Annotated in this window: 22 protein-coding genes, 1 tRNA gene and 4 pseudogenes; 11 read left to right on the top strand and 16 right to left on the bottom strand. The window is 62.6% G+C overall.

What is annotated here, in order from left to right:
• Window positions 1-19 precede the first annotated feature (19 nt).
• From ACTGJ9_RS34455 to ACTGJ9_RS34440, 4 genes are all read left to right on the top strand, one after another.
• Complete coding sequence (locus tag ACTGJ9_RS34455; RefSeq protein WP_456674675.1) at window positions 20-889, top strand: sulfurtransferase; 870 nt, start codon at window positions 20-22, stop codon at window positions 887-889.
• 88 nt (window positions 890-977) lie between these two features.
• Window positions 978-1,667 (top strand): RNA polymerase sigma factor, encoded by a 690-nt coding sequence (locus ACTGJ9_RS34450; protein WP_456674674.1) that lies wholly within the window; start codon window positions 978-980, stop codon window positions 1,665-1,667.
• 90 nt (window positions 1,668-1,757) lie between these two features.
• Window positions 1,758-2,291: a DUF4142 domain-containing protein gene (locus ACTGJ9_RS34445; protein ID WP_456674673.1), complete on the top strand. Its 534-nt coding sequence runs from the start codon at window positions 1,758-1,760 to the stop codon at window positions 2,289-2,291.
• 13 nt (window positions 2,292-2,304) lie between these two features.
• Window positions 2,305-2,622, top strand: a complete 318-nt coding sequence (locus ACTGJ9_RS34440; RefSeq protein ID WP_456674672.1) for a cupredoxin domain-containing protein — start codon at window positions 2,305-2,307, stop codon at window positions 2,620-2,622.
• Window positions 2,623-2,662: 40 nt separating this feature from the next.
• Here ACTGJ9_RS34440 and ACTGJ9_RS34435 read toward each other — a convergent pair whose 3' ends face one another.
• From ACTGJ9_RS34435 to ACTGJ9_RS34420, 4 genes and pseudogenes are all read right to left on the bottom strand, one after another.
• On the bottom strand, window positions 2,663-2,929 hold the full coding sequence (locus tag ACTGJ9_RS34435) for a hypothetical protein (RefSeq protein WP_456674671.1): 267 nt from the start codon (window positions 2,927-2,929) through the stop codon (window positions 2,663-2,665).
• Window positions 2,930-3,069: 140 nt separating this feature from the next.
• Window positions 3,070-3,446 (bottom strand): annotated as a pseudogene (locus ACTGJ9_RS34430) (TIGR02301 family protein).
• 47 nt (window positions 3,447-3,493) lie between these two features.
• Window positions 3,494-3,928 carry an NUDIX hydrolase gene (locus ACTGJ9_RS34425; protein ID WP_456674670.1) on the bottom strand — a complete coding sequence of 145 codons (435 nt, stop codon included), beginning with the start codon at window positions 3,926-3,928 and terminating at the stop codon, window positions 3,494-3,496.
• 17 nt (window positions 3,929-3,945) lie between these two features.
• Window positions 3,946-4,443 carry a hypothetical protein gene (locus ACTGJ9_RS34420; RefSeq protein ID WP_456674669.1) on the bottom strand — a complete coding sequence of 166 codons (498 nt, stop codon included), beginning with the start codon at window positions 4,441-4,443 and terminating at the stop codon, window positions 3,946-3,948.
• A gap of 63 nt (window positions 4,444-4,506) precedes the next feature.
• Here ACTGJ9_RS34420 and ACTGJ9_RS34415 point away from each other — a divergent pair, with 63 nt between their 5' ends.
• Window positions 4,507-5,271, top strand: coding sequence for an SOS response-associated peptidase (locus tag ACTGJ9_RS34415; protein WP_456674668.1), 765 nt, complete (start codon window positions 4,507-4,509; stop codon window positions 5,269-5,271).
• Window positions 5,272-5,375: 104 nt separating this feature from the next.
• On the opposite strand, the pseudogene ACTGJ9_RS34410 reads toward ACTGJ9_RS34415, so the two are convergent.
• The 6 genes and pseudogenes from ACTGJ9_RS34410 to ACTGJ9_RS34385 all read right to left on the bottom strand — a co-directional run bounded on the left by ACTGJ9_RS34410 (window position 5,376) and on the right by ACTGJ9_RS34385 (window position 11,117).
• A pseudogene (locus tag ACTGJ9_RS34410) lies at window positions 5,376-6,570 on the bottom strand (CaiB/BaiF CoA transferase family protein).
• Between the two features lie 38 nt (window positions 6,571-6,608).
• Window positions 6,609-7,538 (bottom strand): glycine reductase, encoded by a 930-nt coding sequence (locus tag ACTGJ9_RS34405; RefSeq protein WP_456674667.1) that lies wholly within the window; start codon window positions 7,536-7,538, stop codon window positions 6,609-6,611.
• 103 nt (window positions 7,539-7,641) lie between these two features.
• Window positions 7,642-8,223 (bottom strand): NUDIX domain-containing protein, encoded by a 582-nt coding sequence (locus ACTGJ9_RS34400; RefSeq protein ID WP_456674666.1) that lies wholly within the window; start codon window positions 8,221-8,223, stop codon window positions 7,642-7,644.
• A complete protein-coding gene (locus tag ACTGJ9_RS34395) occupies window positions 8,174-8,677 on the bottom strand; it encodes a GNAT family acetyltransferase (protein WP_456674665.1) in 504 nt (167 codons plus the stop codon). Before ACTGJ9_RS34395 ends, ACTGJ9_RS34400 begins: the two co-directional genes overlap by 50 nt.
• Window positions 8,674-10,097: pseudogene (locus ACTGJ9_RS34390) on the bottom strand (FAD-binding oxidoreductase). The gene ACTGJ9_RS34395 and the pseudogene ACTGJ9_RS34390 overlap by 4 nt, the downstream one beginning before the upstream one ends.
• A 30-nt stretch (window positions 10,098-10,127) precedes the next feature.
• Window positions 10,128-11,117, bottom strand: a complete 990-nt coding sequence (locus ACTGJ9_RS34385; protein ID WP_456674664.1) for an L-threonylcarbamoyladenylate synthase — start codon at window positions 11,115-11,117, stop codon at window positions 10,128-10,130.
• Window positions 11,118-11,185: 68 nt separating this feature from the next.
• Here ACTGJ9_RS34385 and ACTGJ9_RS34380 point away from each other — a divergent pair.
• Window positions 11,186-11,262, top strand: a tRNA-Pro gene (locus tag ACTGJ9_RS34380).
• A gap of 372 nt (window positions 11,263-11,634) precedes the next feature.
• Here ACTGJ9_RS34380 and ACTGJ9_RS34375 read toward each other — a convergent pair.
• The 3 genes and pseudogenes from ACTGJ9_RS34375 to ACTGJ9_RS34365 all read right to left on the bottom strand — a co-directional run.
• The gene (locus ACTGJ9_RS34375; protein WP_456678719.1) at window positions 11,635-11,979 is read right to left on the bottom strand and encodes a hypothetical protein; all 345 of its coding nucleotides are present in this window, start codon (window positions 11,977-11,979) and stop codon (window positions 11,635-11,637) included.
• Between the two features lie 166 nt (window positions 11,980-12,145).
• Window positions 12,146-12,667: a hypothetical protein gene (locus tag ACTGJ9_RS34370; protein ID WP_456674663.1), complete on the bottom strand. Its 522-nt coding sequence runs from the start codon at window positions 12,665-12,667 to the stop codon at window positions 12,146-12,148.
• 137 nt (window positions 12,668-12,804) lie between these two features.
• Window positions 12,805-13,305, bottom strand: a pseudogene (locus ACTGJ9_RS34365) (iron-containing alcohol dehydrogenase); the annotation flags it as partial.
• 342 nt (window positions 13,306-13,647) lie between these two features.
• On the opposite strand from ACTGJ9_RS34365, the gene ACTGJ9_RS34360 reads away from it, so the two are divergent.
• Both ACTGJ9_RS34360 and ACTGJ9_RS34355 read left to right on the top strand, forming a co-directional pair.
• Complete coding sequence (locus tag ACTGJ9_RS34360; RefSeq protein ID WP_456674662.1) at window positions 13,648-14,847, top strand: ABC transporter substrate-binding protein; 1,200 nt, start codon at window positions 13,648-13,650, stop codon at window positions 14,845-14,847.
• Between the two features lie 57 nt (window positions 14,848-14,904).
• The gene (locus ACTGJ9_RS34355) at window positions 14,905-16,707 is read left to right on the top strand and encodes an AMP-binding protein (protein WP_456674661.1); all 1,803 of its coding nucleotides are present in this window, start codon (window positions 14,905-14,907) and stop codon (window positions 16,705-16,707) included.
• Window positions 16,708-16,740: 33 nt separating this feature from the next.
• Here the strand turns inward: ACTGJ9_RS34355 and ACTGJ9_RS34350 are convergent, their stop codons facing one another.
• On the bottom strand, window positions 16,741-17,253 hold the full coding sequence (locus tag ACTGJ9_RS34350; RefSeq protein ID WP_456674660.1) for a winged helix-turn-helix transcriptional regulator: 513 nt from the start codon (window positions 17,251-17,253) through the stop codon (window positions 16,741-16,743).
• A 241-nt stretch (window positions 17,254-17,494) separates the two neighbouring features.
• On the opposite strand from ACTGJ9_RS34350, the gene ACTGJ9_RS34345 reads away from it, so the two are divergent.
• Complete coding sequence (locus ACTGJ9_RS34345) at window positions 17,495-18,127, top strand: DsbA family protein (protein WP_456674659.1); 633 nt, start codon at window positions 17,495-17,497, stop codon at window positions 18,125-18,127.
• A 576-nt stretch (window positions 18,128-18,703) separates the two neighbouring features.
• On the opposite strand, the gene ACTGJ9_RS34340 is transcribed toward ACTGJ9_RS34345, so the two are convergent.
• On the bottom strand, window positions 18,704-19,789 hold the full coding sequence (locus ACTGJ9_RS34340) for an IS5 family transposase (RefSeq protein WP_456673093.1): 1,086 nt from the start codon (window positions 19,787-19,789) through the stop codon (window positions 18,704-18,706).
• Between the two features lie 100 nt (window positions 19,790-19,889).
• Window positions 19,890-20,066, bottom strand: coding sequence for a hypothetical protein (locus ACTGJ9_RS34335; protein ID WP_456674658.1), 177 nt, complete (start codon window positions 20,064-20,066; stop codon window positions 19,890-19,892).
• Between the two features lie 203 nt (window positions 20,067-20,269).
• On the opposite strand from ACTGJ9_RS34335, the gene ACTGJ9_RS34330 reads away from it, so the two are divergent.
• Entirely contained in the window at window positions 20,270-21,007 is a 738-nt protein-coding gene (locus tag ACTGJ9_RS34330; protein ID WP_456678718.1) for an SDR family oxidoreductase, read from the top strand.
• 10 nt (window positions 21,008-21,017) lie between these two features.
• Window positions 21,018-22,199: an acyl-CoA dehydrogenase family protein gene (locus ACTGJ9_RS34325; RefSeq protein ID WP_456674657.1), complete on the top strand. Its 1,182-nt coding sequence runs from the start codon at window positions 21,018-21,020 to the stop codon at window positions 22,197-22,199.
• Window positions 22,200-22,215: the final 16 nt, after the last annotated feature.

Here is a 22,215-nt window from a genome sequence, read left to right as displayed (position 1 = left end):
CGAACGGGAGTGCAGTCCGATGTCCCAGCCCGCCGACCTCATCACCACCGAGCAACTCGCGGCCGTTCTCGGCGACCCCAACCTCCGCCTCTACGACTGCACGACCTACAACGAGCCTGTCCCACCCGGCAGCGACGTGCCGTACCGTGCCGTCGCCGGTGACAAGACGTTCGCGGCCGGCCACATCCCGGGCGCCGATTTTCTGGATCTGCAGGGCGAGTTCTCCGACACCGCCGCGCAGCAATTTTTCATGATGCCTGGTGTGGCCCAGCTCGAGGCCGCCTTCGGTCGGCATGGTGCGGATGCAAGCAAAACCATCGTGCTCTACAGCATCGGCACCATGATGTGGTCGACGCGGTTCTGGTGGATGCTGCGCTCGCTCGGCGTCGACGCACAGGTGCTCGACGGCGGCTTCGACAAATGGGAGAAAGAGGGGCGGCCTGTCGTAACAGGCGCGCCGAAAGGCTATCCGGCGACGACCTTCAAGGCCGCGCCGCGCGCCGGCTTTTTCGTCGACAGAAACTTTGTGAAGGCACGCATCGGCGACCCCTCGACCGTCACAGTCAATGCGCTCGGACCGCAATTTCATCGCGGTCTCGAGCCAAGCCGCTACGGCCGGCCCGGCCGCGTGCCCGGTAGTGTCAACGTCTCGGCTGCAACGCTCATAAATACTGACAACACCCTGACATCGCTCGCGGATGCCGCGGTGAAATTCGCAGCCCGGGGTGTCACGCGCGACAAGAACGTGATTCTGTATTGCGGCGGCGGCATCTCGGCGACCATCGACCTGTTTCTGCTGACGCAGCTCGGCTATGACAAGCTGACGCTCTACGACGCCTCCATGGGCGAGTGGGCAAGGGACCCGGCGCTGCCGATCGAGACGGACTAGGCGGCGAATTTTGCCCTGGAAAATCGGGAACCTTTTCTGCCAGCCTGCATCCAATGTCTGAACCAACGATATCGAGCAGGTGACCGCCATGCAACGGACTGCAGCCAGCCTGTTTGCGGACGCCAGATCATCGGAAGCCGAGCTGATCGAGCGCGCGCGAGGCCATGACGAGGCCGCGCTCCGCGCGATCATGCAGGCCAACAACCGCAGGCTTTACCGCCTCGCGCGCGGCATCCTGCGCAACGACAGCGAAGCCGAGGACGTGGTGCAGGAGACCTATTTCCGCGCCTTCACTCATCTCGATGACTTCAGGGGCGAGTCCGGGCTGTCGACCTGGCTGTCCCGAATCGCCATCAACGAAGCGCTTGGCCGGGCGCGCAGCGCCAAGCCGCATGTCGAGCTCGGTTCGGTGCCCGAAGCCGCGCTCGAGGCGCAGATTATCAAATTTCCCGCTTCTCCCGCGGGCGATCCGGAAAGGACCATGGCCCAACGTGAAATCCAGCGCGTCGTCGAGCGCGCCATCGACCAGTTGCCGGATGTCTTCCGCATGGTCTTCGTCGCGCGCGTCATGGAGGGCATGAACATCGAAGAGACCGCCGATCTGCTCGGCGTGAAGCCCGAAACGGTGAAGACGCGGCTGCATCGTGCCCGCACCATGTTGCGCGAGAATGTGGAGAAGGAGATCGGCCCGGTGATGATGGACGCGTTCCCGTTTGCGGGCTGGCGCTGCGAGCGCCTGACGGTGTCGGTGCTGAAGCGCCTCGGAATCGGCGGCTGAAATCTTTCGGGAACGTTTGCGCGAAACTTCCATCCAACTCCTGTGAAGCAACGCCGGAAAAATGGTCCGGCAGCACAGGAGTGTCAAACCATGTTCGTTCGTTGGAGCGCGGCGATGGCCGCAGCCATTCTGTTGTCAAGCCCCATGCTGCTGCAAGGCGCGCATGCGGCCGACAAACTCACGGATCCGCAGATCGCCCACATCGCCTACACCGCAGGCGTGATCGACATCGACGCGGCCAAGCAGGCGCAGAAAAAAGCCAGGAACAAGGACGTCAAGGCGTTTGCCGAGGACATGCTGCGCGACCACGAGGCGGTCAACAAGCAGGCGCTCGCGCTGGTCAAGAAGCTGAACGTCACGCCGGAGGATAACGACACCAGCAAGGCGCTGTCGAAGCAGGCGAGCGACAAGCTGGCCCAGCTCGACAAGCTCGACGGCGCTGCGTTCGACAAGGCCTATGTCGCGAATGAGGTCGCCTATCACAAGACGGTCAACGGCGCGCTGGAGACCCAACTCATTCCGTCCGCGAGCAATGCCGAGCTGAAGAGCCTGTTGCAGACTGGTCTGAAGATCTTTCAGGGCCATCAGCAGCACGCCGAGCACGTCGCGGCCGAACTGAAATAGGGAGCATATGACGATGACGGGGCGGCTGTGTTCGATCGCTGTAGCGCTTGTCTTCGCGGCGATGGTCGTCCCGGCGCACGCCGCGACGACAGAGATCACGATGGAGAATCTCGTGATCTCACCGGCTGAGGTGTCGGCGAGGGTCGGCGACACCATCGTATGGATCAACAAGGACGTCTTTGCCCACACGGCCACCGCGAAGAACGGTGAATTCGACGTCACGCTGCCGCCGAAGACCTCGGCGACGTCAGTTGTGAAGAAGGCAGGAACGGTCGATTATTACTGCCGCTACCATCCCAACATGAAAGCGACGCTCAAGATCGAGCCGTGACGGAGGGCGCGCTCGTCCGACAGGGCGTTCCTGGCGGTCTTTATTGCCTTGCGAGGCAGACCGAAAATTCGCCGTGACGGATGCGGGCGGGAAAGCCCTCGACGAATTTCGCCACTGCGTCCTCGCCATAGGTGCCGACGAGCTCGGCGAGCGCCGCAAACAGGCTCGCCTGTGCCAGGCAGTCGCCGTCGACGCCATCATGGCGCGCTTCGGCCCAGGCCTCGTTGAGATAGCTCAGTGCGGCCTGTTTCTGCTCGTGGTCGGGCAGCGGCGCGCGGGCGGGGGCGTAGGAAATCGGCTGGCTCATGAATCTCAATCAGGGCTGGGGCGCGATCCACGGCGATGCGCTGTGCAAGAGGTGTAGCACGCGCGTTAACGACCGCTAGGCCACATCTTTAAGAACGGTTAATGGCTGTGAACAAAGTCGATGACAGAGTTCCCGCGAACTCAGTTCGCGTAGCGTGCCGTGAGGTCGCGCGAGATCTTCGAGCCCTCCTCGATGTAGCGGCGGATCGCCACCGTCGCGGCCGGTGTGCAGCTCCGATACGTCTGTTGAAATCCGTTATAGCCACGGTTGAAGGCCGCGATCATGCGGGTGCGGCGCTCACCGGAGGGGTTTCGGCATCGATCAGCGCCTGCATCTCGCTGCGCCATTTGTTGCCCTCGTTGGTGCCGCAGATGCCGCGCAGATAGTGCAGGCCGCCGAGAATCTCGGCCAGCCGCTGCAAATCGGCGTCGAACGGCGCCGCCACGTCCTGGGCCCGGGCGGGCGCGGAAGCGCAGGCGAGAATCAGGACAAAAATGGCCAGAAATCGCGTCGACATCGGCGGGCTGTATGCCCCCTCAGGGCTGATGACGCAAGGCGGGGCGGTCAGGGACCAATCAGCCGGTGTGCGGCCTGGATGATCTCCTCCAGGCCCCCGGTCAGCTTGAGGTCCCCGAGGCTTCCCAGCGCGTTCGGGGCGATCCAGCGGTAATCGTCGAGTTCGTCGTTCAGGGCAGGCTCCCTGGCCACCCAGCGGGCCGCAAAGGACATGATCAGGTAATGGCCGGCGCCAGGTGCGGCCGGCAGCACCTCGCGCCATCCGGCGAGGCTGACGATCTCGATATCGAGCCCGGTTTCCTCGTCAACCTCGCGGCACAGTGCCTGGTGCAGCGATTCGCCGAATTCGACCCGGCCGCCTGGCAGCGAATAGAGCCCCTTGGCCGGCGAGCGGGCGCGGCGGGTCAGCAGCACTTTGCCCTCGCGGAAAATCGCGGCACTGACCGCGATCTGGGGGTGGGTGGGCTGGGCGAGGGACGCCATCTCTTTGGCTACCTGGTTTAATTCGCCATGATGGTGTCGACGTCCGCCTCCGCCCCGCCATTGATGATGCCGCCGCAGGCGGCGATCAGCGGCTTGACCCAGAGGGTGGCCTGCTCGGCGAGCCGGACGCGGGTCGTGTCCTTCTCGACGTCGCGCATGGCTGAGCCGACCGCCGATAGAATCGAGGTCATGGTGTCGGTGATGTGGTCGAACTGGGCGCGCACGGACGGCTCGGCCTTCTCATAGGCTTCGATCGCAAGATCCCGCGCCCTGAAATTCGAGGCGGTGAAATGCTCGGCATAGGACAGCGGTGTCCAGGTCAAAAAATCTTCCGCGCATTCCGGCATGTCCGGGACCATCTCGAGCAGCATCACGGCTTCATTGAAATGGTTGAGATAGTCTGTTGCAAGCCCGGTTCGCGGGTTGATGTTGGCCACGCGCAGCCGCTCGGCCCAGGCCGCGGCCTCGGGGCCCGTCTGTGCGCGCGTCGCGGGTTGGGAGGCCGTTGAGCTCATTGGCCGCAGTGTTAACGTTCGGGGTTAAAAGGACCTGAACGGACCCTATATGGACGCCCTAAGATGTGTGGACGCTTCGTCATAACTTCGGCCCCCGCGGCTTTACGGCAACTGTTCGGCTATATCGAGCAGCCGAATTTCCCGCCCCGGTACAATGTCGCGCCCACGCAACCGATTCCCGTCGTCCTGGTCGAGAATGGCGCGCGCCATTTCCGCCTGATGCGATGGGGCCTGCTGCCGGGCTGGGTCAAGGATCCTCGCGGGTTTACGTTGTTGCTCAACGCCCGTTCGGAGACGGTGCTGGAGAAGCCCGCCTTCAAGAACGCGATTCGCCGGCGCCGCGGCCTGATCCCGGCTGACGGCTATTATGAATGGAAGGCGGTTGACGGCCGCAAGCAGCCGTTCTTCATCCATCACGCCGACGGTGCGCCGCTCGGTTTTGCCGCGGTGTTCGAAACCTGGATCGGGCCGAACGGCGAGGAGATCGACACGGTGGCGATCGTCACGGCGGCTGCTGGAGAGGATCTGGCCGCGCTGCATGACCGCGTGCCCGTCACCATAAGCCCGCGCGATTTCGAACGCTGGCTCGATTGCGGCAGCGACGAACTCGGTGCGATCCTGCCGCTGATGACGGCCTCCCGCCGCGGCGAATTCGTCTGGCGCCCGGTCTCCACCCGCGTCAACAGCGTCGCCAACGACGACGAACAGCTGCTCTTGCCGATCAGCGCGGAGCAGATGGAGGCAGAAGCCGAGGCTGCGAAGCCCAAGAAGGTGGTGCGGAAAGTTGCGGGCGCGTCATCCGATGACGGGCAGGGATCGCTGTTCTGATCACCGCTGCCGCAAGGTGCGAAGGCGCAACGCGCCGTGCCCACCATGTGTCCTTTATGCGATGGTGGGCACGCTTCACTGGCCCGCGCTACGGCAGCGGAGTCTTAAACAATCTCCCTTGCCCGTAGCGCCGCGATCTCCGCCGCATCAGATCCCAGCTCGGCCAGCACCAGAATCCGTATCCGCGCCCAGTTCTGGCGCCATCCGGTCCAGTCTGCCGCCGCCATGCGCGAGCTTGAATCCGCTGCCGGCAAAGCGCAGGCGGCCATAGCGCGTATCGAGCTCCTGGATCGCGCCACGCGCTTTGATCTGCGGATGGTCGATGACCTCCTCGATCTTCCAGATGCTGGCGCAGGGCGCGCCCGCGTCTTCCAGTAAGGTCTCCCATTCGCGCGCGGGCTTTGCGGCGAGCGCCTCCTCGATGATGGCACGCAGCGCGGGCTCGTTCTCATTGCGCGAAAACCAGTCGGCGAAGCGCGGATCGCTCAGCGTGTCCTCGCGGCCGAGCGCGACCATCAGTGCACGGTATTGTTTTTCGTTGTTGACGGCGAGCAGAATGTAACCGTCGCCTGCCTTGAACAGATTTGCGGTGGTCTTGCGGCTCACCGCCTGGTTGCCCGACAGTTGCTGGCGATGGCCGGCGACCGACCAATCCGCGATCTGCCCGGAGAGAAACGCCATCGTCGCCTCCAGCATGGACACATCGACGAACTGTCCCTCGCCGGTTCGGTCGCGCTGGTAGAGCGCGCTCGACACGCCGAACGCCGCCGTCGCACCCGACAGCACGTCGCACACCGCAAAGCCGGCGCGCGTCGGCCCCGTTTCCGGATGCCCCGTGATCGCCATGATGCCCGAGAGCGCCTGCATCTTGCCGTCATAGCCGGGCCGCAAGCGATCCGGACCGGTCTGGCCGAAACCCGATACCGCGCAATAGATCAGCTTCGGATTGATCGCGGACAGCGTCTCATAGCCGATGCCGAGCTTGTCCATCACGCCCGGTCGGAAGTTCTCCATGACGACATCGATGGTGGCGGCGAGCTTCTTCACGATCGCGATCGCGTCGGGCTTTTGCAGGTCCAGCGTCAGGCTGCGCTTGTTGCCGTTGATGGCCTGAAACGCCGGTGCCAGCCCGCGCTCGGCCCATTCGCGCGACAGTGGCGTGCGGCGCATGTCCTCGCCCTCGCGCCGCTCGACCTTGACGACGTCGGCACCCAGCAGCGCGAGCTGGTAGCTCGCATAAGGGCCGGCCAGCACTTGCGTGAAGTCCAGGATCTTCACGCCCTCGAACGGTCGCGTCACGTCTCTCTTCCCTTGCTGTTTTATTTCATCGGAGGACGTCAGGCGGCGCGATTGCCGCGCGCGATCTCCTTCTGCTTGTCGAATTCGGCGCGGCGGCGTGCCAGCTCTTCGGGGCTCAATCGCGCGACGTTGTTGTAGTCGAGCTTCCAGGAGGCATCCTCGCTCCAGCGCAGCGGCGACTGCATCGTGGTCTGCGGGCCGCTCGCGGTCTCCAGCAGTTTCAGCGCCAGCTCCAGCGTCTGCTCTTGCGAAGCAATGTCGTGGGGCTTGCCGGCGGAATTGCCGAGCGGGAAGTCACTGAACAGGAATCGCGGCACGGCGGCGTGCTCGATGATGTCCTTGGCGCAGCCCATGATCACGGTCGGAATGCCGCCTGCCTCGAGCTGTCGCGCCACCAGCGCGGTGGTCTGGTGGCAAACCGGGCAGTTCGGCACCAGCACGGCGACGTCGACCTTGTCGGCAATGCAGCGCGCCAGAATCTGCGGCGCATCGGTGTCCAGCGTGACGCGATGGCTGCGATTGGTCGGCGCGCCGAAGAAACGCGGCGCGACTTCGCCGATCCGGCCGGCGGCGCTGGCCTTCAAAAGCTGCCGCAGCGGAAACCAGGTGCCGTTGTCCGTAGCGGTGGTGTGCTTGCGGTCGTAGCCGATGTGCGAGATGCGCAAATCGTGCTGCTTTGAGGTGTCGCCGTCATAGACCTGATAAAACTTTGCGCTGCCATTATACGCCGCGCCCGGCCCCTGGTCGCCCTTGGTCGGATCGTAAGGCGCCGCGGTCGTGATGATGGTGACCCGCGATTGCGCCAGCGGCTTCTTCAGCTTCTGGAACGGCGCCTCGGTGTAGTGCGCCCAGCGATACGGCGTGGTGTAGCCGATCGCGGCGTAATAGTCGCGCGTGCGCTGCATATAGGGGACGGGGGAATCATAGTCGGGCGCAAAGCCGAATTCGTCGTCGCGCGGGGCAGACATGGGCGCGTCTCCTGGTTCTTGTTGAGGGCCAGACTAGAGATACTCGGCGGTTTGCTCAACAGGCGCCACGGCTGTGCAGGCCAGAATTGCCGCCCCGGCGGGGCTACCTGAAAATATGCAGCGCCGCGTATTGCAGCAGCATGATCGCCTTGGCGTCGATGATCCTGCCGTCGGCGATCATCGCCAGCGCCTCGTCGATGCCGAGCTCCAGCACCTCGATGTCCTCGCCCTCATGCGCGAGGCCGCCGCCGGCGCTGACGCGCATCTCCGGCTCGTACTCGGCGACGAAGAAATGCAGTTTTTCGGTCACGGCGCCGGGGCTCATGAAGGCCTCGAACACCTTGTGGACGTCGTGCAGGCGGTAGCCGGTTTCCTCCTCGGCTTCGGCGCGGATGCGCGCCTCGGGCGAGGCGTCGTCCAGCACGCCGGCGGCCGCTTCGATCAGGAGATCGTCGTAGCCGCGGATAAACGCCGGCAGGCGGAACTGGCGCACCAGGATCACGCTGCGCCGCGCGCGATTGTAGGGCAGCACGGCGGCGGCATTGTCGCGCTCATAGGTTTCCCGGTGCTGCGTCTGCCACTCGCCGTTGGCGCGCCGGTAGTCGAACGTGGTGTTCTTCAGGGGCGTCCAGTCGTCAGAGAGCACGCGGACGTCCTTGATGCGGACGCGGTCGGAAATGGTCATGCTTCGATCTCCAGTTGCTTGGCGTGGTCTCGCGGCCGTCGAGCCACTTCTGGAACATCACCGACGTCGATTCCTCGAAGCCGAGCGATTGGTAGAAGGCGTTGGCTTGCTCGTTGCCGCGCCGGACCAGGAGCTGGAGCTTGGCAATTCCGGCCTGCCGCAGCCAGTCCTCGGCGGCTGCCATGATGACGCGGCCATGACCGCGCTTGCGGCCATCGGGGTCGATCGCGACGTAATAGATCCAGCCGCGATGACCGTCATGGCCGACCATGACGGTCGCGACGATCGCGCCACTATCGCGGCCGATCAGCACCGTCGAGTTGTCTCGCCGTCGCGCCAGCGCGATATCGGCATGCGGATCGTTCCAGGGCCGCGTCAGGCCGCAGCGCTGCCACAGCGCGACGACCGGCTCGACATCGGCATCTCTGATCGCGTCGATCGCAAGAGCGCTCACAGCACCTTCCCCGGATTCATGATGCCATGCGGATCGAGCATCGCCTTGATCGCGCGCATCAGCTCGATCGCGGTCTTGTCCTTCACCTCGGGCAGCTCGTCGCGCTTGAGCACGCCGATGCCGTGCTCGGCCGAGATCGAGCCGCCCATCCGCAGCACGATCTCGAACACAACCGCGTTCATCTCGTGCCAGCGTGCCAGATAATCCGGGGTGTTGGCGCCGACCGGCTGGCTGACATTGTAGTGCAGGTTGCCGTCGCCGAGATGGCCGAACGGCACCGGCCGCGCGCCGGGGATCAGCTTCACCACGGCGGCGTTCGCCTCCTCGATGAAAGCGGGCACGGCAGCTACGGGAACGGAAATATCGTGCTTGATCGAGCCCCCCTCGGGCTTCTGCGCCGCCGACATTTCTTCTCGCAATTTCCAGAAGTTGCTGCGCTGGGTGAGGTTCGCCGCGATCACGGCATCGTCGACGATTTCATCCTCCATGGCCTGGGCAAGGATCGTCTCCAGCGGCGTGCGGGCGTCGTCGCTTGGAGAGGACAATTCCATCAGCACGTACCAGGAATGTTTCTTCGCAAGCGGATCGCGCACGTCGATGCCGTGGCGGACCGAGAAATCCACCGCCATCTCCGAGAGCAACTCAAAGCTCGTCAAAGCATTGGCGGCTTCGCTCTGCGCGATCGCCAGCAGCTTCAGCGCCGCCGCCGGCGACTTCAGCCCGACATAGGCCGTCTCGACCGCCCGAGGCTTCGGAAACAGTTTTAACGTCGCCGCCGTGATGATGCCGAGCGTGCCTTCCGCGCCGATGAAGAGGTTATGAAGATTGTAGCCGGTGTTGTCCTTCTTCAGCTTCGACAGCACGTTGAGCACGCGCCCGTCGGCGAGCACCACTTCGAGCCCCAGCGCCATCTCGCGCGCCACGCCATAGGCGAGCGCGGCGGTGCCGCCGGCATTGGTCGAGAGATTGCCGCCGATGGTGCAGCTTCCTCGGCGCCGAGCGACAGCGGAAACAACCGGTCGACGTCGGATGCCTTCTGCTGCGCGATCTGCAGCACCACGCCTGCCTCGCAGGTCATGGTGTTGGAGGCGGTGTCGACTTCGCGGATCTTGTCGAGCCGGCGCAGCGACACCACGACCTCGCCATTGTGCGGCGTCTGTCCGCCGACGAGCCCGGTGTTGCCGCCCTGCGGCACCAGCGCGATTCTGCGTTCGGAGGCGAGCTTGCAGATCGCGGACACTTCAGCTGTCGAGCCTGGCCGCAGCACCAGCGGCGAACGACCGTGGAACAGGTTGCGCTCCTCGGTGACGTAGGCCTCGATGTCGGCCGCATCGGTGATCGCGTGCTTGTCGCCGACGATGTTGCGGAATTGGTCGATCAGCTCGGGCGCAAGCGGTGTGGTGGGTTTGTTGATGTTCATTGTCTCGTCTCTACTTCCACTCGCGCACCCTTATCGCGCAACGGCCGCTCGCCGCAGTCGGTCGTTGATCGCTTCGCCAAGCCCTTCCTCGGGGATCGTCATCACGGCAATCGCCCGCGGGACCTTCGCATCGAGGGCGCGAAGATAACCGAACAGATTGGCGGCGGCTTCATCGAGATCGCCGGCGGGCGACAAATTCATGACAGCGGCGGCGGCCTCCTGGCCGGGCAGGCGATTGGGCCCGAATGCCAGCAGCGCTTCGCCCGGCGCCACCTCGCGCGCATCGAGCCGCACGCTGGCGCGCGGCGCGTAATGCGAGGCCATCATGCCCGGCGCCAGCGGCTGGCCGTCGTCGTTCCCGGCCTCCGCCGGCGGCCGCGCCAAGGGCATGCCCAGCACGGCCTCGATGCGCTCGCGCGAGAGCCCTCCGGGGCGCAGCAGCATCGCTGCCTCGAAGCAGCCGACAATGGTCGATTCCACGCCCACCGCGACCCGTCCGCCGTCCACGATGAGATCGATCCGCCCCGCAAGGTCACTCTCGACATGGGCGGCCAGCGTCGGCGAGACGTGGCCGGAGATATTTGCCGACGGCGCCACCACGGCCCCGCCAAATGCGCGCAAAATGGCTTCGGCCACCGGATGGGCGGGAATGCGGATCGCGACGGTGTCGAGGCCGGCCGTGGCGAGATCGGCGACCGGGCAATCATCCGTCTTCGGCACCACCAGTGTCAGCGGCCCCGGCCAGAACGCCTCGGCGAGCTTCAGGGCGCGGCCATCGAACCTCCCGATTCGCCGTGCCGCCGCGAGGTCGGCGACATGGGCGATCAGCGGATTGAAGGCCGGCCGCCCCTTGGCGGCGTAGAGATGGGCGATCGCGGTCGCATTCGCCGCATCCGCCCCGAGCCCGTAGACCGTCTCGGTCGGAAACGCGACCAGCCCGCCGGCGGCCAAAGTCCGGGCGGCAGCTTCCGCGCCGGCCTCGCCAGCCGGTAAAATCGACGTTTCAACACCCGTTCTCACAGGGACAAAATTCCTCAGCTCGGCCGCTTGCGGTGCGTCAAACCCGACGCTATAAGCCGCCTTCTTGTCGGAGTGTGGCTCAGCCCGGTAGAGCACTGCGTTCGGGACGCAGGGGTCGCAGGTTCGAATCCTGCCACTCCGACCATTATTTCAAGTACTTATAGTTTCGATGTTTTTTGGGCGCAATGAAATGCGCAATGATTCGAGGCACATCAGCCATGCCCGTCGATCTCGAGGCGTACGCCAAGGACGTCGAAGAGCAGGCAAGGCAGATTCGGGCCGACCTTGAGCCGCCCAAACGCTTCCGCTGCCTCTCCCTGTAAGTCCGGGTGATGATGGCCATAATTGGCCTCCCATTGCTCAAACGTCATTCCCGAGCCAGCCGGCGGCTTCCCACATGTCCACGCCTGGCTGCATCAGCCAAGTCGCTGCGGTATCGCGAAGCGAAGTAAGCCTCCAGCGAGGACCACGGGCCCGGACTCTGACCGGGTGCCGTCTCGGTGCGGAGAGGACCGCGTTAGAGAAGGGTACGCTTCGGGCGATACGGACTATCGGGGTTTACATCGAGGTCGACGATCTCGACGCAGCCTTGTGGCTGGGTATGGCTGGAGCCAGTTCGCCAAGGCCCGTCACGGAGTTGAGCAGCGCTGACCTTTGCAAGCCATAGACAGCGCCATTCACCTTCGTGCGGCAGACCCGACTTGCTTTGGCCGCCAAACTGATAGGTGAGCACCTTCTCCTGGCGTTGCGAATGGCCGAGGACGATGGGACAGAGTTCGCGAGGATAACCCTCGTACACACAGAAGATCGGCTTACGTCCGCGCATGGCCTGTTCGAACAAGCGGTAATTGGAACTCGGCATCGGCTCTCTCCTTTCGGAGCAGGATGTAGACATCCAAACCCGCGTCCAACAGATCATCGCAGAGAGGCTCGGCGGGATGATCCGGCAGGCGTGCCAGCACGTCGGCGAGCCACGCTTTTGCAAACGGAGCTGATTGTCGTGGCTGGATTTTCCTCTGCGAATTCGGCTAGGCGGCCATTCGCAACAGATCGATGATGTCGGCTTCGCTTTTGAAAGGCCGCGGATTGGCCTGGACGAACCGATGATTGATCGCGATCTTGCTGATCTGATCAAACTTGTCTTCGCCGATCCCGACGTCGGCAAGACGGCCAGGCAATCCAAGTCTGTTGGTGAACTGTGCGAAGGCGGCGGCGGCTTCCATACCCGGCTCGCCAAGGGCCGTCGCCAGGCGCTGTTGCGCACCCTCGGTGAACGGCTTGTTGTAACGAAGCAGGCTCGGCATGATGACCGGTGTGCAATAGTAGTGCGGAACGCCGAAGGTCCCTCCGAGCACATGGCCAATGCCGTGACTGGCTCCCATCGGGACCCGCGCCTGCAGGCCAAACGCGGCGAGCCAGGCGCCGTATTGAGACAGTCGGCGCGCCTCCAGATCATCAGGTTGCTGCAAGCTTCGCAGCATTCCCTCGCGCAGGGTGCGGATGCCGGCCAGGACGACCTCGTCGGCCAGCGGGGTGCCGGCGGGGAGCACAAGGCTTCGATGCCGTGATCCATCGAGCGGGTTCCCGATCCCATCCAGAGCTTGGAAGGCGTATGAACGGTGAGAGCAGGGTCGAGAATGATCGCTACCGGCATCATCCGGGGATGAAAGAAAATCTGCTTTAGCCTGTTGCGTTCATCGGTGACGAGCGCGGCTGCATTGTATTCGCCGCCATTCAACGTCGATGGCACCGCGATCAGTCGGACCTTTGGCGAACGGAACGGAGAGACGGCGACCCCAAGGTCCATCGGGAACGGATCGAAACCCGCTTCGTCGCGGATCTCATGTTCCATCGCCATGATGACGATCTTGGCGAGGTCGATCGCCGAGCCTCCGCCGACAGCGACGACCAGGTCGGCTCCTGCGTCGTTGGTTTGGCGGGCAACCTCGGCAGCTTGCTTGCGGGTAGTGTGCTCTGCAATTCCATCGAAGGTCGCAACGTATCTGCCGCCGAGCGCGCGCCGGATCTTTTCGATCTCGTCGGTCTTGGTGTTCAAGGTGCGGCTGACGATCAGGAATACGCGCTTGGCATCCAGTCGCAGCGCTTCATCGTTCAAGGCGTCAGATGCAGCCTTGCCGTAAACGACACGATCGATGGCCGGAAAATTGTGTATCCCTGCTTTTCGCATCGCGGTCCTCCTCAATTAAGTTCAAAAACAGAAGTGACTATAGGGGCACTGGCTGGAGGGTGCAACGAACCAACCGTGACCATAGGAGCTGGTTTCTGGCCTTGTTTAGACAGGCCCGGTCGCGCACGGACCGGCCGATGACGATCTATTCGCTTGACGAGTTCAAAAATAGAACTGTAGTCTGTAAAGAGAATGGCCGAACGCAACGGCCGAGACGTGCCGGATTACGGCTGGACCCGTTCAGCGCGATGCCTCTTCGCAAGGGCGCGCGGCGAGCCGCCGCCGGCGCAACAAAACAAAGCCGCACACCCGAGAACGGGTGCATGTTTGGGAGGACGAGCAATGTTGGTGAGATGGAAGATCGTCGCGGCTCTGGCTCTATTCCTAAGCGGCCCCGCATTCGCCGCCGACGAGCCGGGAATCTCTGCCACCGAGATCAAGATCGGCGGGGTTTTTCCCTTCAGCGGACCGGCATCATCGATCGGTCTCGTGGGCAAGGGACTCATGGCCTACATTCAGGCCTTGAATGACCGCGGCGGCGTCAATGGACGCAAGATCAACTACATCGCCTATGACGACGGATACAGTCCTCCCAAGGCGGTGGAGCACGTCCGCAAGCTGGTTGAAAGCGACGAAGTGTCGTTCATGTTCGGCCAGCTCGGCACGCCCGGCATCTCGGCCACTGCAAAATACCTGAAGGCCAAGGGCGTACCGAGTGTCGCCGTCGTCAGCGGCTCGTCCAAGTTCACGGATGTCGGCAATTACCCGCTGATCACCACGGGTCTTGTCAGCTACGACACCGAAGGAAGAATCTACGCCAAATACCTGACGAGAACGCTGCCGAACGCCAAGTATGCCATCCTCTATCAGAACGACGATCTCGGCAAAGATTACGTCGGTGCCTTCAAGGCGTTTCTCGGCAAGGATTTCGACCGCAAGGTCGTCAGTGCTTCCTACGAGATCACCGAACCGACGATTGATTCGCAGATTACCAATCTGAAGAGCTCGGGTGCCGAGGCCCTGGTGATCGCCGGGACGCCGAAGTTCGCGGCCCAGGCCATCCGGCAAGCTTCGGTGATCGGCTGGAAGGCGACCGTGATCATCAATTTCCCGTCCGGATCGGTCGGAGGCACGCTCGTACCGGCCGGCCTCGACAAATCGGTCGGCGTGATGGTCGGGACGACCAACAAGGATATCCTGGACGACACATGGAAAGACGACCCGGGCATGCAGGCCTACCGGGCCTTTTTCGACAAGTATCTGTCGGGCGCCGATATCACCAACGGCAGCTATCTGACCGGTTATCAGCAAGGCGTCCTGCTCGAGCAGATCCTGAGGCAATGCGGTGAAAATCTGTCGCGGAAGAATATTCTGGCTCAGGCGAAGAACCTGAAAGACGTCGTCGTTCCGACTGTGCTGCCCGGGATCAAGGTCAACACCAGCGAGACCGAGAACATGATCTGGACGCAGATGCGGCTGCAGCGCTGGACCGGCACGACGTGGCAACCATTCGGAGAAGTCCTGGACGCCAGGTCCGAGTGACTCCTGGCGCAGCCCGCCCGTTCGATCCATCCGCGGCAATTCAGGAGATTGTTTTCGATGTCGACGAAGCCATTGACGTTTGCGCCAAGAGAACTCTCCGTCGAGCGCCGGACGGACGGCACGCTTGTATTGAGGTCCCCGCTCGAACTGGGGCCATGCGACTGGCGCGTCACCGATTTTCTGCCGCGCTGGGCAAGCGCGGCTCCGGACAGAATATTCCTCGCGCAACGCAATGCCGAAGGGGAATGGGACGAGATCACCTATGGCGAAGTATGGTCGCAGATCCAGGCGGTCGGCCAGAGCCTGATCGATATGGGCGCAAAGCCGGCCGACAGGCTGGCCGTGCTGTCGGGCAACTCCATCGAGAACGCGGTGATCTCCTTTGCAGCGATGTCGATCGGCGTCATTCTGGCGCCAATATCGCCGAACTACACATTGATGCGCGGCGGCCTTGCGCGCCTCCAGGACATCGCGCAGGTGCTGCGTCCGAAGTTCGTTTTCGTTCAGAGTGGACGCGACTTTTCCGCGGCTCGCTCCGTTCCCGAGTTGGGAGACTCCGCCTGGATCAGCGTCGATGGCGCGCCGGACACGACGCCTTTCCGCGTCCTGACGGATCGAACGGAGTGGGAAGGATTTACGCAAGCATCGCGTGCGGTCACCACCGACGCTGTTGCGAAAATTCTCTTCACGTCCGGTTCGACCGGCCTGCCAAAGGGCGTGCTGAATACGCATCGCATGATGGCGAGCTCCCTGCAAATGGGGAGCCTGCTCGTGTCGCCTCCGGAGGCGCCGGTCCAGGTCGAGTGGCTGCCGTGGCATCATACGATGGGCAGCAACGTCATTCTTCACGGCATTCTTAAGAACGGCGGGACGCTCTACATCGATGACGGCAGGCCGCTGCCTCAGCTCTTTCACAAATCGGTGGCGAACCTCAAGGAGATATCGCCGACGGCGATGTTCAACGTTCCCGCCGGCTATAACCTGTTGTGTGATGCCATTGAGAAGGACGTCGCCCTCGGCGCGAGCATTTTCAAACGGCTGGACCGATTGAGCTACGCGGGGGCTGCAATTTCGCAAGGCACCCTCGAAAGACTTTATCGGCTGATATCATCGATCACGGGCCGGCAGATTCCGGTCATGTCGGGCTATGGGACGACCGAAACGGCACCGACAATCAGCACGACGCATTGGGCAACGGATCGGCCGGGCGAGATTGGTCTTCCGGCGCCGGGCGTGCAGCTGAAACTGATCCCTGTTTCCGACACGTATGAGGCCAGGGTGAAGGGGCCCAACGTCACCCCGGGTTACCTCGGCAGGGCCGATCTCACCGAGAAGGCCTTCGACGAGGAGGGGTTCTATCGCATCGGTGACACCGTGTCGTTTATCGATCCCGAGAAGCCGGAGCTCGGTCTGCGTTTCACGGGCAGAATTTCCGAGAACTTCAAGCTTGCGAACGGCACCTGGGTTGCGATCGGAACCATGCGTGCCGCCATTCTGGCCGCAACGCGCGGCGTCCTGCTGGACATTGTCGTTGCGGGAGAAAACCGCGACGCCTGTGCGCTGCTGTGCTGGCTGAACCCGACCGAGGCGGCGCGGATTTCGAACGCGCCGGCTACTGATTTGACCTGCGACCCGCGGGTGATCGAATTCCTGAGGCATCGTTTGCGGGAATACAATGAGGCTGTTGGAAGCAGCGAAAAAATCTGCTCATTCACCCTGTTGAAGGATCCACCCTCATTGGCCGCGGGAGAAATCACCGACAAGGCCTATGTCAATCAACGTGCCGTGCTCAAACACCGGGCTGATCAAGTGGACCGTCTCCACTGCAACGAGCCTGACGCAGCTGTGATTCAGATCTGAGGATGCGTTCGGTGCGTGACGTCCGTGGCCGGCTCAAGCGGCGCTGCGGCGCGCCTTTGCTTTCGGCTTGTCAGGTGCCGCTGTCGTCAACGGGCTTTGAGCGCCTGGGCCTGGATGGGTATGAACCTCTTTGGCCAGGAGCGGTTCGCCGCATTCAGAGCACACCATGACCGGGTCGAAGTCCTTTCCGCATTTGCGGTGCTGGTGCAGCAACGGCCGGCCGCGCTCGTCGACCATGTGAGTGTCGCCCCAATGCACCAGCGCCATCATGATCGGATAAAGATCGAGGCCCTTCTGAGTCAGGATATATTCGTGCCGCTTGGGCGCTTCCTGGTAAGGAATGCGGCGCAGGATGCCCAGCCGAACCAGCTTCTTCAGCCGTTCAGCAAGCAGATGGCGGGTAATTCCGAGCGCCGACTGAAATCCTTCGAAGCGGCGCGTGCGCAGAAAGCATTCGCGCAGGATCAGGAGGGTCCATCGGTCGCCGATCACGCCGATGGTTCGCGCCATCGAACACGGCTCTTCCTCGAGTTCCTTCCACTTCATCCCGTACTCTCCAGTCGTCCCGGCATGACCCGCCTCGAATCGTCGCTGAGGCCGTCGCGTTTCCTTTGCATTCTAGATAGGTACTGAATTCCAAACAATACCTGATGGAGCAGCAAAATCAGCGTTAAGTCCGCCAAATTTGACAGTTCAATTTTAGAACTATAAGGATGAGACCAGGCAAGCTACGCGATTGGATCGCCGGTCCCTGACTATCCAATACGCTCTGCGGGAGAAAGCGGTCATGATCCTCAAGGTTGAATTTCAGTTCGATTTCGGCAGCCCGAACGCCTATCTGGCGGAGGTCGCCATCCCTGGGATCGAGCGGCGGACCGGCGTGAAATTCGAGTATGTCCCGGTCCTGCTCGGCGGGATCTACAAGGCGACGGGCAACATGTCCCCGTTCGACTCGCTCCGCGGGATCAAGAACAAGCCGGAATACCAGGCACTCGAGACCCGGCGGTTCATCCGGCGCCACAACATCACGAAATTTCGCCAGAACTCCTTCTTTCCGATCAACACCTTGATGCTGATGCGCGGCGCCGTCGCCGCCCAGTTCGAGGGCGTGTTCGAACCCTATTTCCGCGCCGCCTATCATCATATGTGGGAAGAGCCCAAGAAGATGGACGATCCCGAAGTGTTCCGGAGCGCATTTGCTTCCTCGGGGATCGACATCGACAGGCTGGTTGCGCGCGCTCAGCAGGATGACGTCAAGAAAAAGTTGATCGACCTGACCAATGACGCCGTCGCTCGCGGTGCCTTCGGTTCGCCGACATTCTTCGTCGGCAAGGAGATGTTTTTCGGCAAGGATCAACTCCGGGACGTCGAAGAATCGATCGTCGAACAGACCCGGCAGTCCGTTTCCAGGACCGGCTAGTTACCGACGTGCGATCGGCGGACCGGCCCGTCGCGTCGGCGAACATTCGCGCGAGGTGCTGTGCGAGCTGGGTTCGATAGTCGCGCGCTCGACGACGTGGTCGCCGCGGGCACGTTCCGCGTGGCGGTGCAAGCTGAAGCGCTGTGCGCAAGCCGCGAACGGCGACATGCCTTGGCAGGCATCGGTATAATCGGTGCTGCCGGAACATTCGCCGCAACCGCACGCTGGTAAGCCTCCACAAGCGCTTGGGGTTTGACCGCATCGCCTCTGCAGATGCAAACAGTATAGCCGCCGCGCGCAAACCGCCGCGCAACGGCGGCGCCGATGGCGTCGACGAGCATCGCGACTCCACGACTCTCTCTATACCCGCCTCTCCCGTAAGTTCCTATTTGATATGATATGCGTGTCGGCTGAAAGCCGCGTTGAAAAACGGAATCCTGCGCAGCCCCTCTAACAGTTTGCTGAAAAACCTTGAAATGGAGAGTTTTCTTATTCTGTCCGGTCGTTGTTGGGGCGGCGTGGCGGAGTTGGATGTGATTTCTAGCCTGGTGTTGGGGGCACCCTGACGCTGGGTGGCTAAGGGGCAAGCAGTTTTGGAATGCGGATCAGGTTGTAGGCGATCAGATTGAGCAGGAAGTCGGCGGCGACGCGAGCGATGCCGCGATGTTTGGTCTTGCGCATGGTGCCGTGTTGCTTGCCCCATCCGAAAATGCACTCGACCATCGCCCGGCGCGATTGCGACATGCCGTACCCTGGATGCCGCGTGGTTCGTTCGTCGATGGCGCTGTTGCGGGTCTTGCCGGTTTTGGTGACGGCCTGGTTCTGTGTCACATGCGGCGTCACGCCGATGGCGCGAAGATTGGCGACATGATCGGCGGTATCGTACGCCTTGTCCTCACCGGCCGTGATGCGGCGGCCTGCGGCTTTGCGTCTCGCCTTCAGCATGGTCTCCGAAGCCCGGCGTTCGGCGGTGCCATTGGCATGCGTGACCCTGCCGGCCACCGCCAGCCCATGCCGGTTCTCCATGGTGGCGTGGCCCATATAGCAAAGCTTGGCCTCCCGTCCGGCCGCCTTGCGATAAAGCCGGCTGTCGGGGTCACTGGTGCTCGCGTGGGTGTCGTTCTTGCGCTTCTGGCCATGGAAGTTCGCGCCGTCATCATCGTCGCCGCTGCCGTCCTTGGGACGAAAGCTCTTCTGTGAAGCCCAGGCTTCGATCAGCGTTCCATCCACCGAGAAGTGCTCGTCCGACAGCAGCGGCTTGACCTGTGGATGGTTGAGAAGCCTGGTCATGAACTTCGTGAATACATCGCCGTTCTGCAGCCGCTCCCGGTTCTTGGTGAAGGTGGTCGGGTCCCAGACCGGATCGTCCGGCGACAGTCCCACAAACCACCGATACAAAAGATTGTAGTCCAGTTGCTCCATCAACTGACGTTCCGAGCGGATGCCGTAGAACACCTGCAGCAGCAGCGCACTCAGCAATTGCTCCGGAGGGATCGAAGGACGTCCCTCGCTGGCGTAGAGCCTCCCAAGGCTGCGGTTCAAATCACTCAAAACATCCCGGACAAGTTCCCGGACCTTCCGCAGCGGGTGGTTCGCTGGCACACGCTTATCCGGCGCGATGTACGAAAACAGGCCGCCCTGATCCGTAAACCTGCCGCGCATGATCGCCTCCGCCGAATCGAGATGATAAGTGAATCATCAAGCCTCCTCCGTGGCGAGGGGTTCTTCAGCAGACTGCTAATGGGGCAACAAAGTTGCCACTTCAGGATCCGGCGGTCCCGACAAAATAGCGATTGACGAGTTCTAAAAAAGAACGCATCTTCGTCGCCAGGCGCAAGGCTGAAAAGCGCCGATGTTCAGATGGGAGGCGGTTGGTCGTGGCGAAACTGTCGCAGGCGCTCTGCATCGAGGAGACTGTTTTCGGTTTGCCGGGCTGCATCGATCGATCGACGGCCCGCCAGCTTGCGGACGCTGAGGAGCGAACCACGCCGGTCGAGGACCGTGCCTCCGACCATGGTATCCTCGGTCACCGCGCTGACGAAATCCAAACGTCCTGGACTTGCTCAAGAACCGCCTTCCACCTTTCAGGACCGACAGAACAGCTTCGCACGCAGCGAGCCTAACCCAACCGGGAGAAGACCCTTGAAAAACAGAAATGCAACCGCCGCCGTGATCGGCGCGGGCGATTTCATCGGCGGCGAGATCGCCAAGAAGTTTGCTTCCGAAGGCTTTACCGTCTTCGCCGGTCGCCGCAACGGCGACAAGCTGGCGCCGCTGGTCAAGGAGATCGAGGCCGCCGGCGGCGAGATCCACGCACGTTCACTCGACGCTCGTAAAGAGGAGGAGATCGTCTCCTTCCTGAATGACGCCGACAAGCACGCGCCCTTGGATGTTTGTGTCTTCAACATTGGCGCCAACGTCAACTTCCCGATCCTCGACACGACCGAGCGCGTGTTCCGCAAAGTCTGGGAGATGGCCTGTTACTCCGGCTTCCTCGCCGGGCGCGAGGCAGCACGGCTGATGCTGCCGCGCGGTCAAGGCAATATTTTCTTCACCGGCGCGACCGCCTCCTTGCGCGGCGGCAGTGGCTATGCAGCCTTTGCCAGCGCCAAATTCGGACTGCGCGCTGTGGCGCAGGCGATGGCGCGCGAGTTGGGCCCAAAGAATATCCACGTCGCCCATCTCATCATCGATTCGGGTGTCGACACCGAGTGGGTTCGGCAGCGTCGCCTGGAGGCGCTCGGCCCCAATGCGCTCGACGATCCGGATCTGCTGATGCCACCGGCCTCTGTCGCCGCATCCTATTGGCAGCTCTATCAGCAGCCGAAAAGTGCCTGGACCTTTGAGATGGAAATCCGCCCCTTCGGTGAGAAGTGGTAGGAAGCGTACGATGGAACTGGCACTGTCTCCCGAAGACGCGTCCTTCCGTGATGAGGTGCGCGCTTTCATCGCCGAGAACTATCCGCAGGAAATGCGGGTCCCCAATCCGGAGACCGACCTGACCAAAGAGCAATCGTTGCTCTGGCACCGCATTCTCTACAAGAAGGGCTGGATCGCGCCGCTCTGGCCTAAGGAATATGGCGGCCCCGGCTGGTCGATCACCCGACGTTTCATCTTCGAGCAGGAGACAAGCCGGGCCGGCACGCTGCCGCCGTTGGCGTTCAGTGTCACCATGGTCGGTCCCGTCATCTACACCTTCGGCAACGACGCGCAAAAACAGAAGTTCTTGCCGCGGATCCTTTCGGGTGAAGATTGGTGGTGCCAGGGCTATTCCGAGCCGGGATCGGGCTCGGACCTCGCCACCGTCCGCACCAAGGCCGTGCGCGAGGGCGACCACTACATCGTCAACGGCCACAAGACCTGGACGACGTTGGCCCAGCACGCCGACTGGATCTTCTGCCTGGTACGTACCGATCCTTCGGCCAAGCCTCAGGCCGGCATCTCGTTCCTCCTGATCGACATGAAATCGCCCGGCGTCACCGTGCGTCCGATCATCACGATCGATGGATCGCACGAGGTCAACGACGTCTTTCTCGAGGATGTCCGGGTCCCGGTCGAGAACCTGATCGGCGAGGAAAACAAGGGCTGGACCTACGCCAAATTCCTGCTGGGCAACGAGCGCACCAGCATGGCCGGGATTGGCCGCTCGACACGCTACCTCAATCGGTTGAAGAAGATCGTGAAGGCGGAGATCCCCGCGGATGACCCGGCGCACCTCGAGTTTTGGAAGGAGATCGGGCGGATCGAGCTCGACGTGCTTGCGCTCGAGGCCACCGAGCTGCGGGTCATTGCCCAGATGGCGCGCGGCATCGATCCGGGTCCTGCGGCTTCGCTGTTCAAGATCCGCGGCACCGAGATCTTCCAGGGCATTACCGAGCTGACCCATCGCGCCATCGCCAATTACGGACTGGCGCTTCGCGAGCAAACCTTGAGCGCAAACCAGTTCATGCCGGGTCCCGATTACGGCCACACCGCGTCGGAAAAGTACCTGAATGCGCGCAAGCTCAGCATCTACGGCGGATCGAACGAAATCCAGCGCAACATCATCGCCAAAGCGGTGCTCGGTCTCTAGCAACAGCGCAACGAGA

The organism is Bradyrhizobium sp. RDM12, assembly GCF_051917485.1.
In the GTDB taxonomy this organism is placed as follows: Bacteria; Pseudomonadota; Alphaproteobacteria; order Rhizobiales; family Xanthobacteraceae; genus Bradyrhizobium.
The sequence above is the reverse complement of the archived record's forward strand: the minus strand, read 5'-3'. Positions and strand labels throughout refer to the sequence as shown.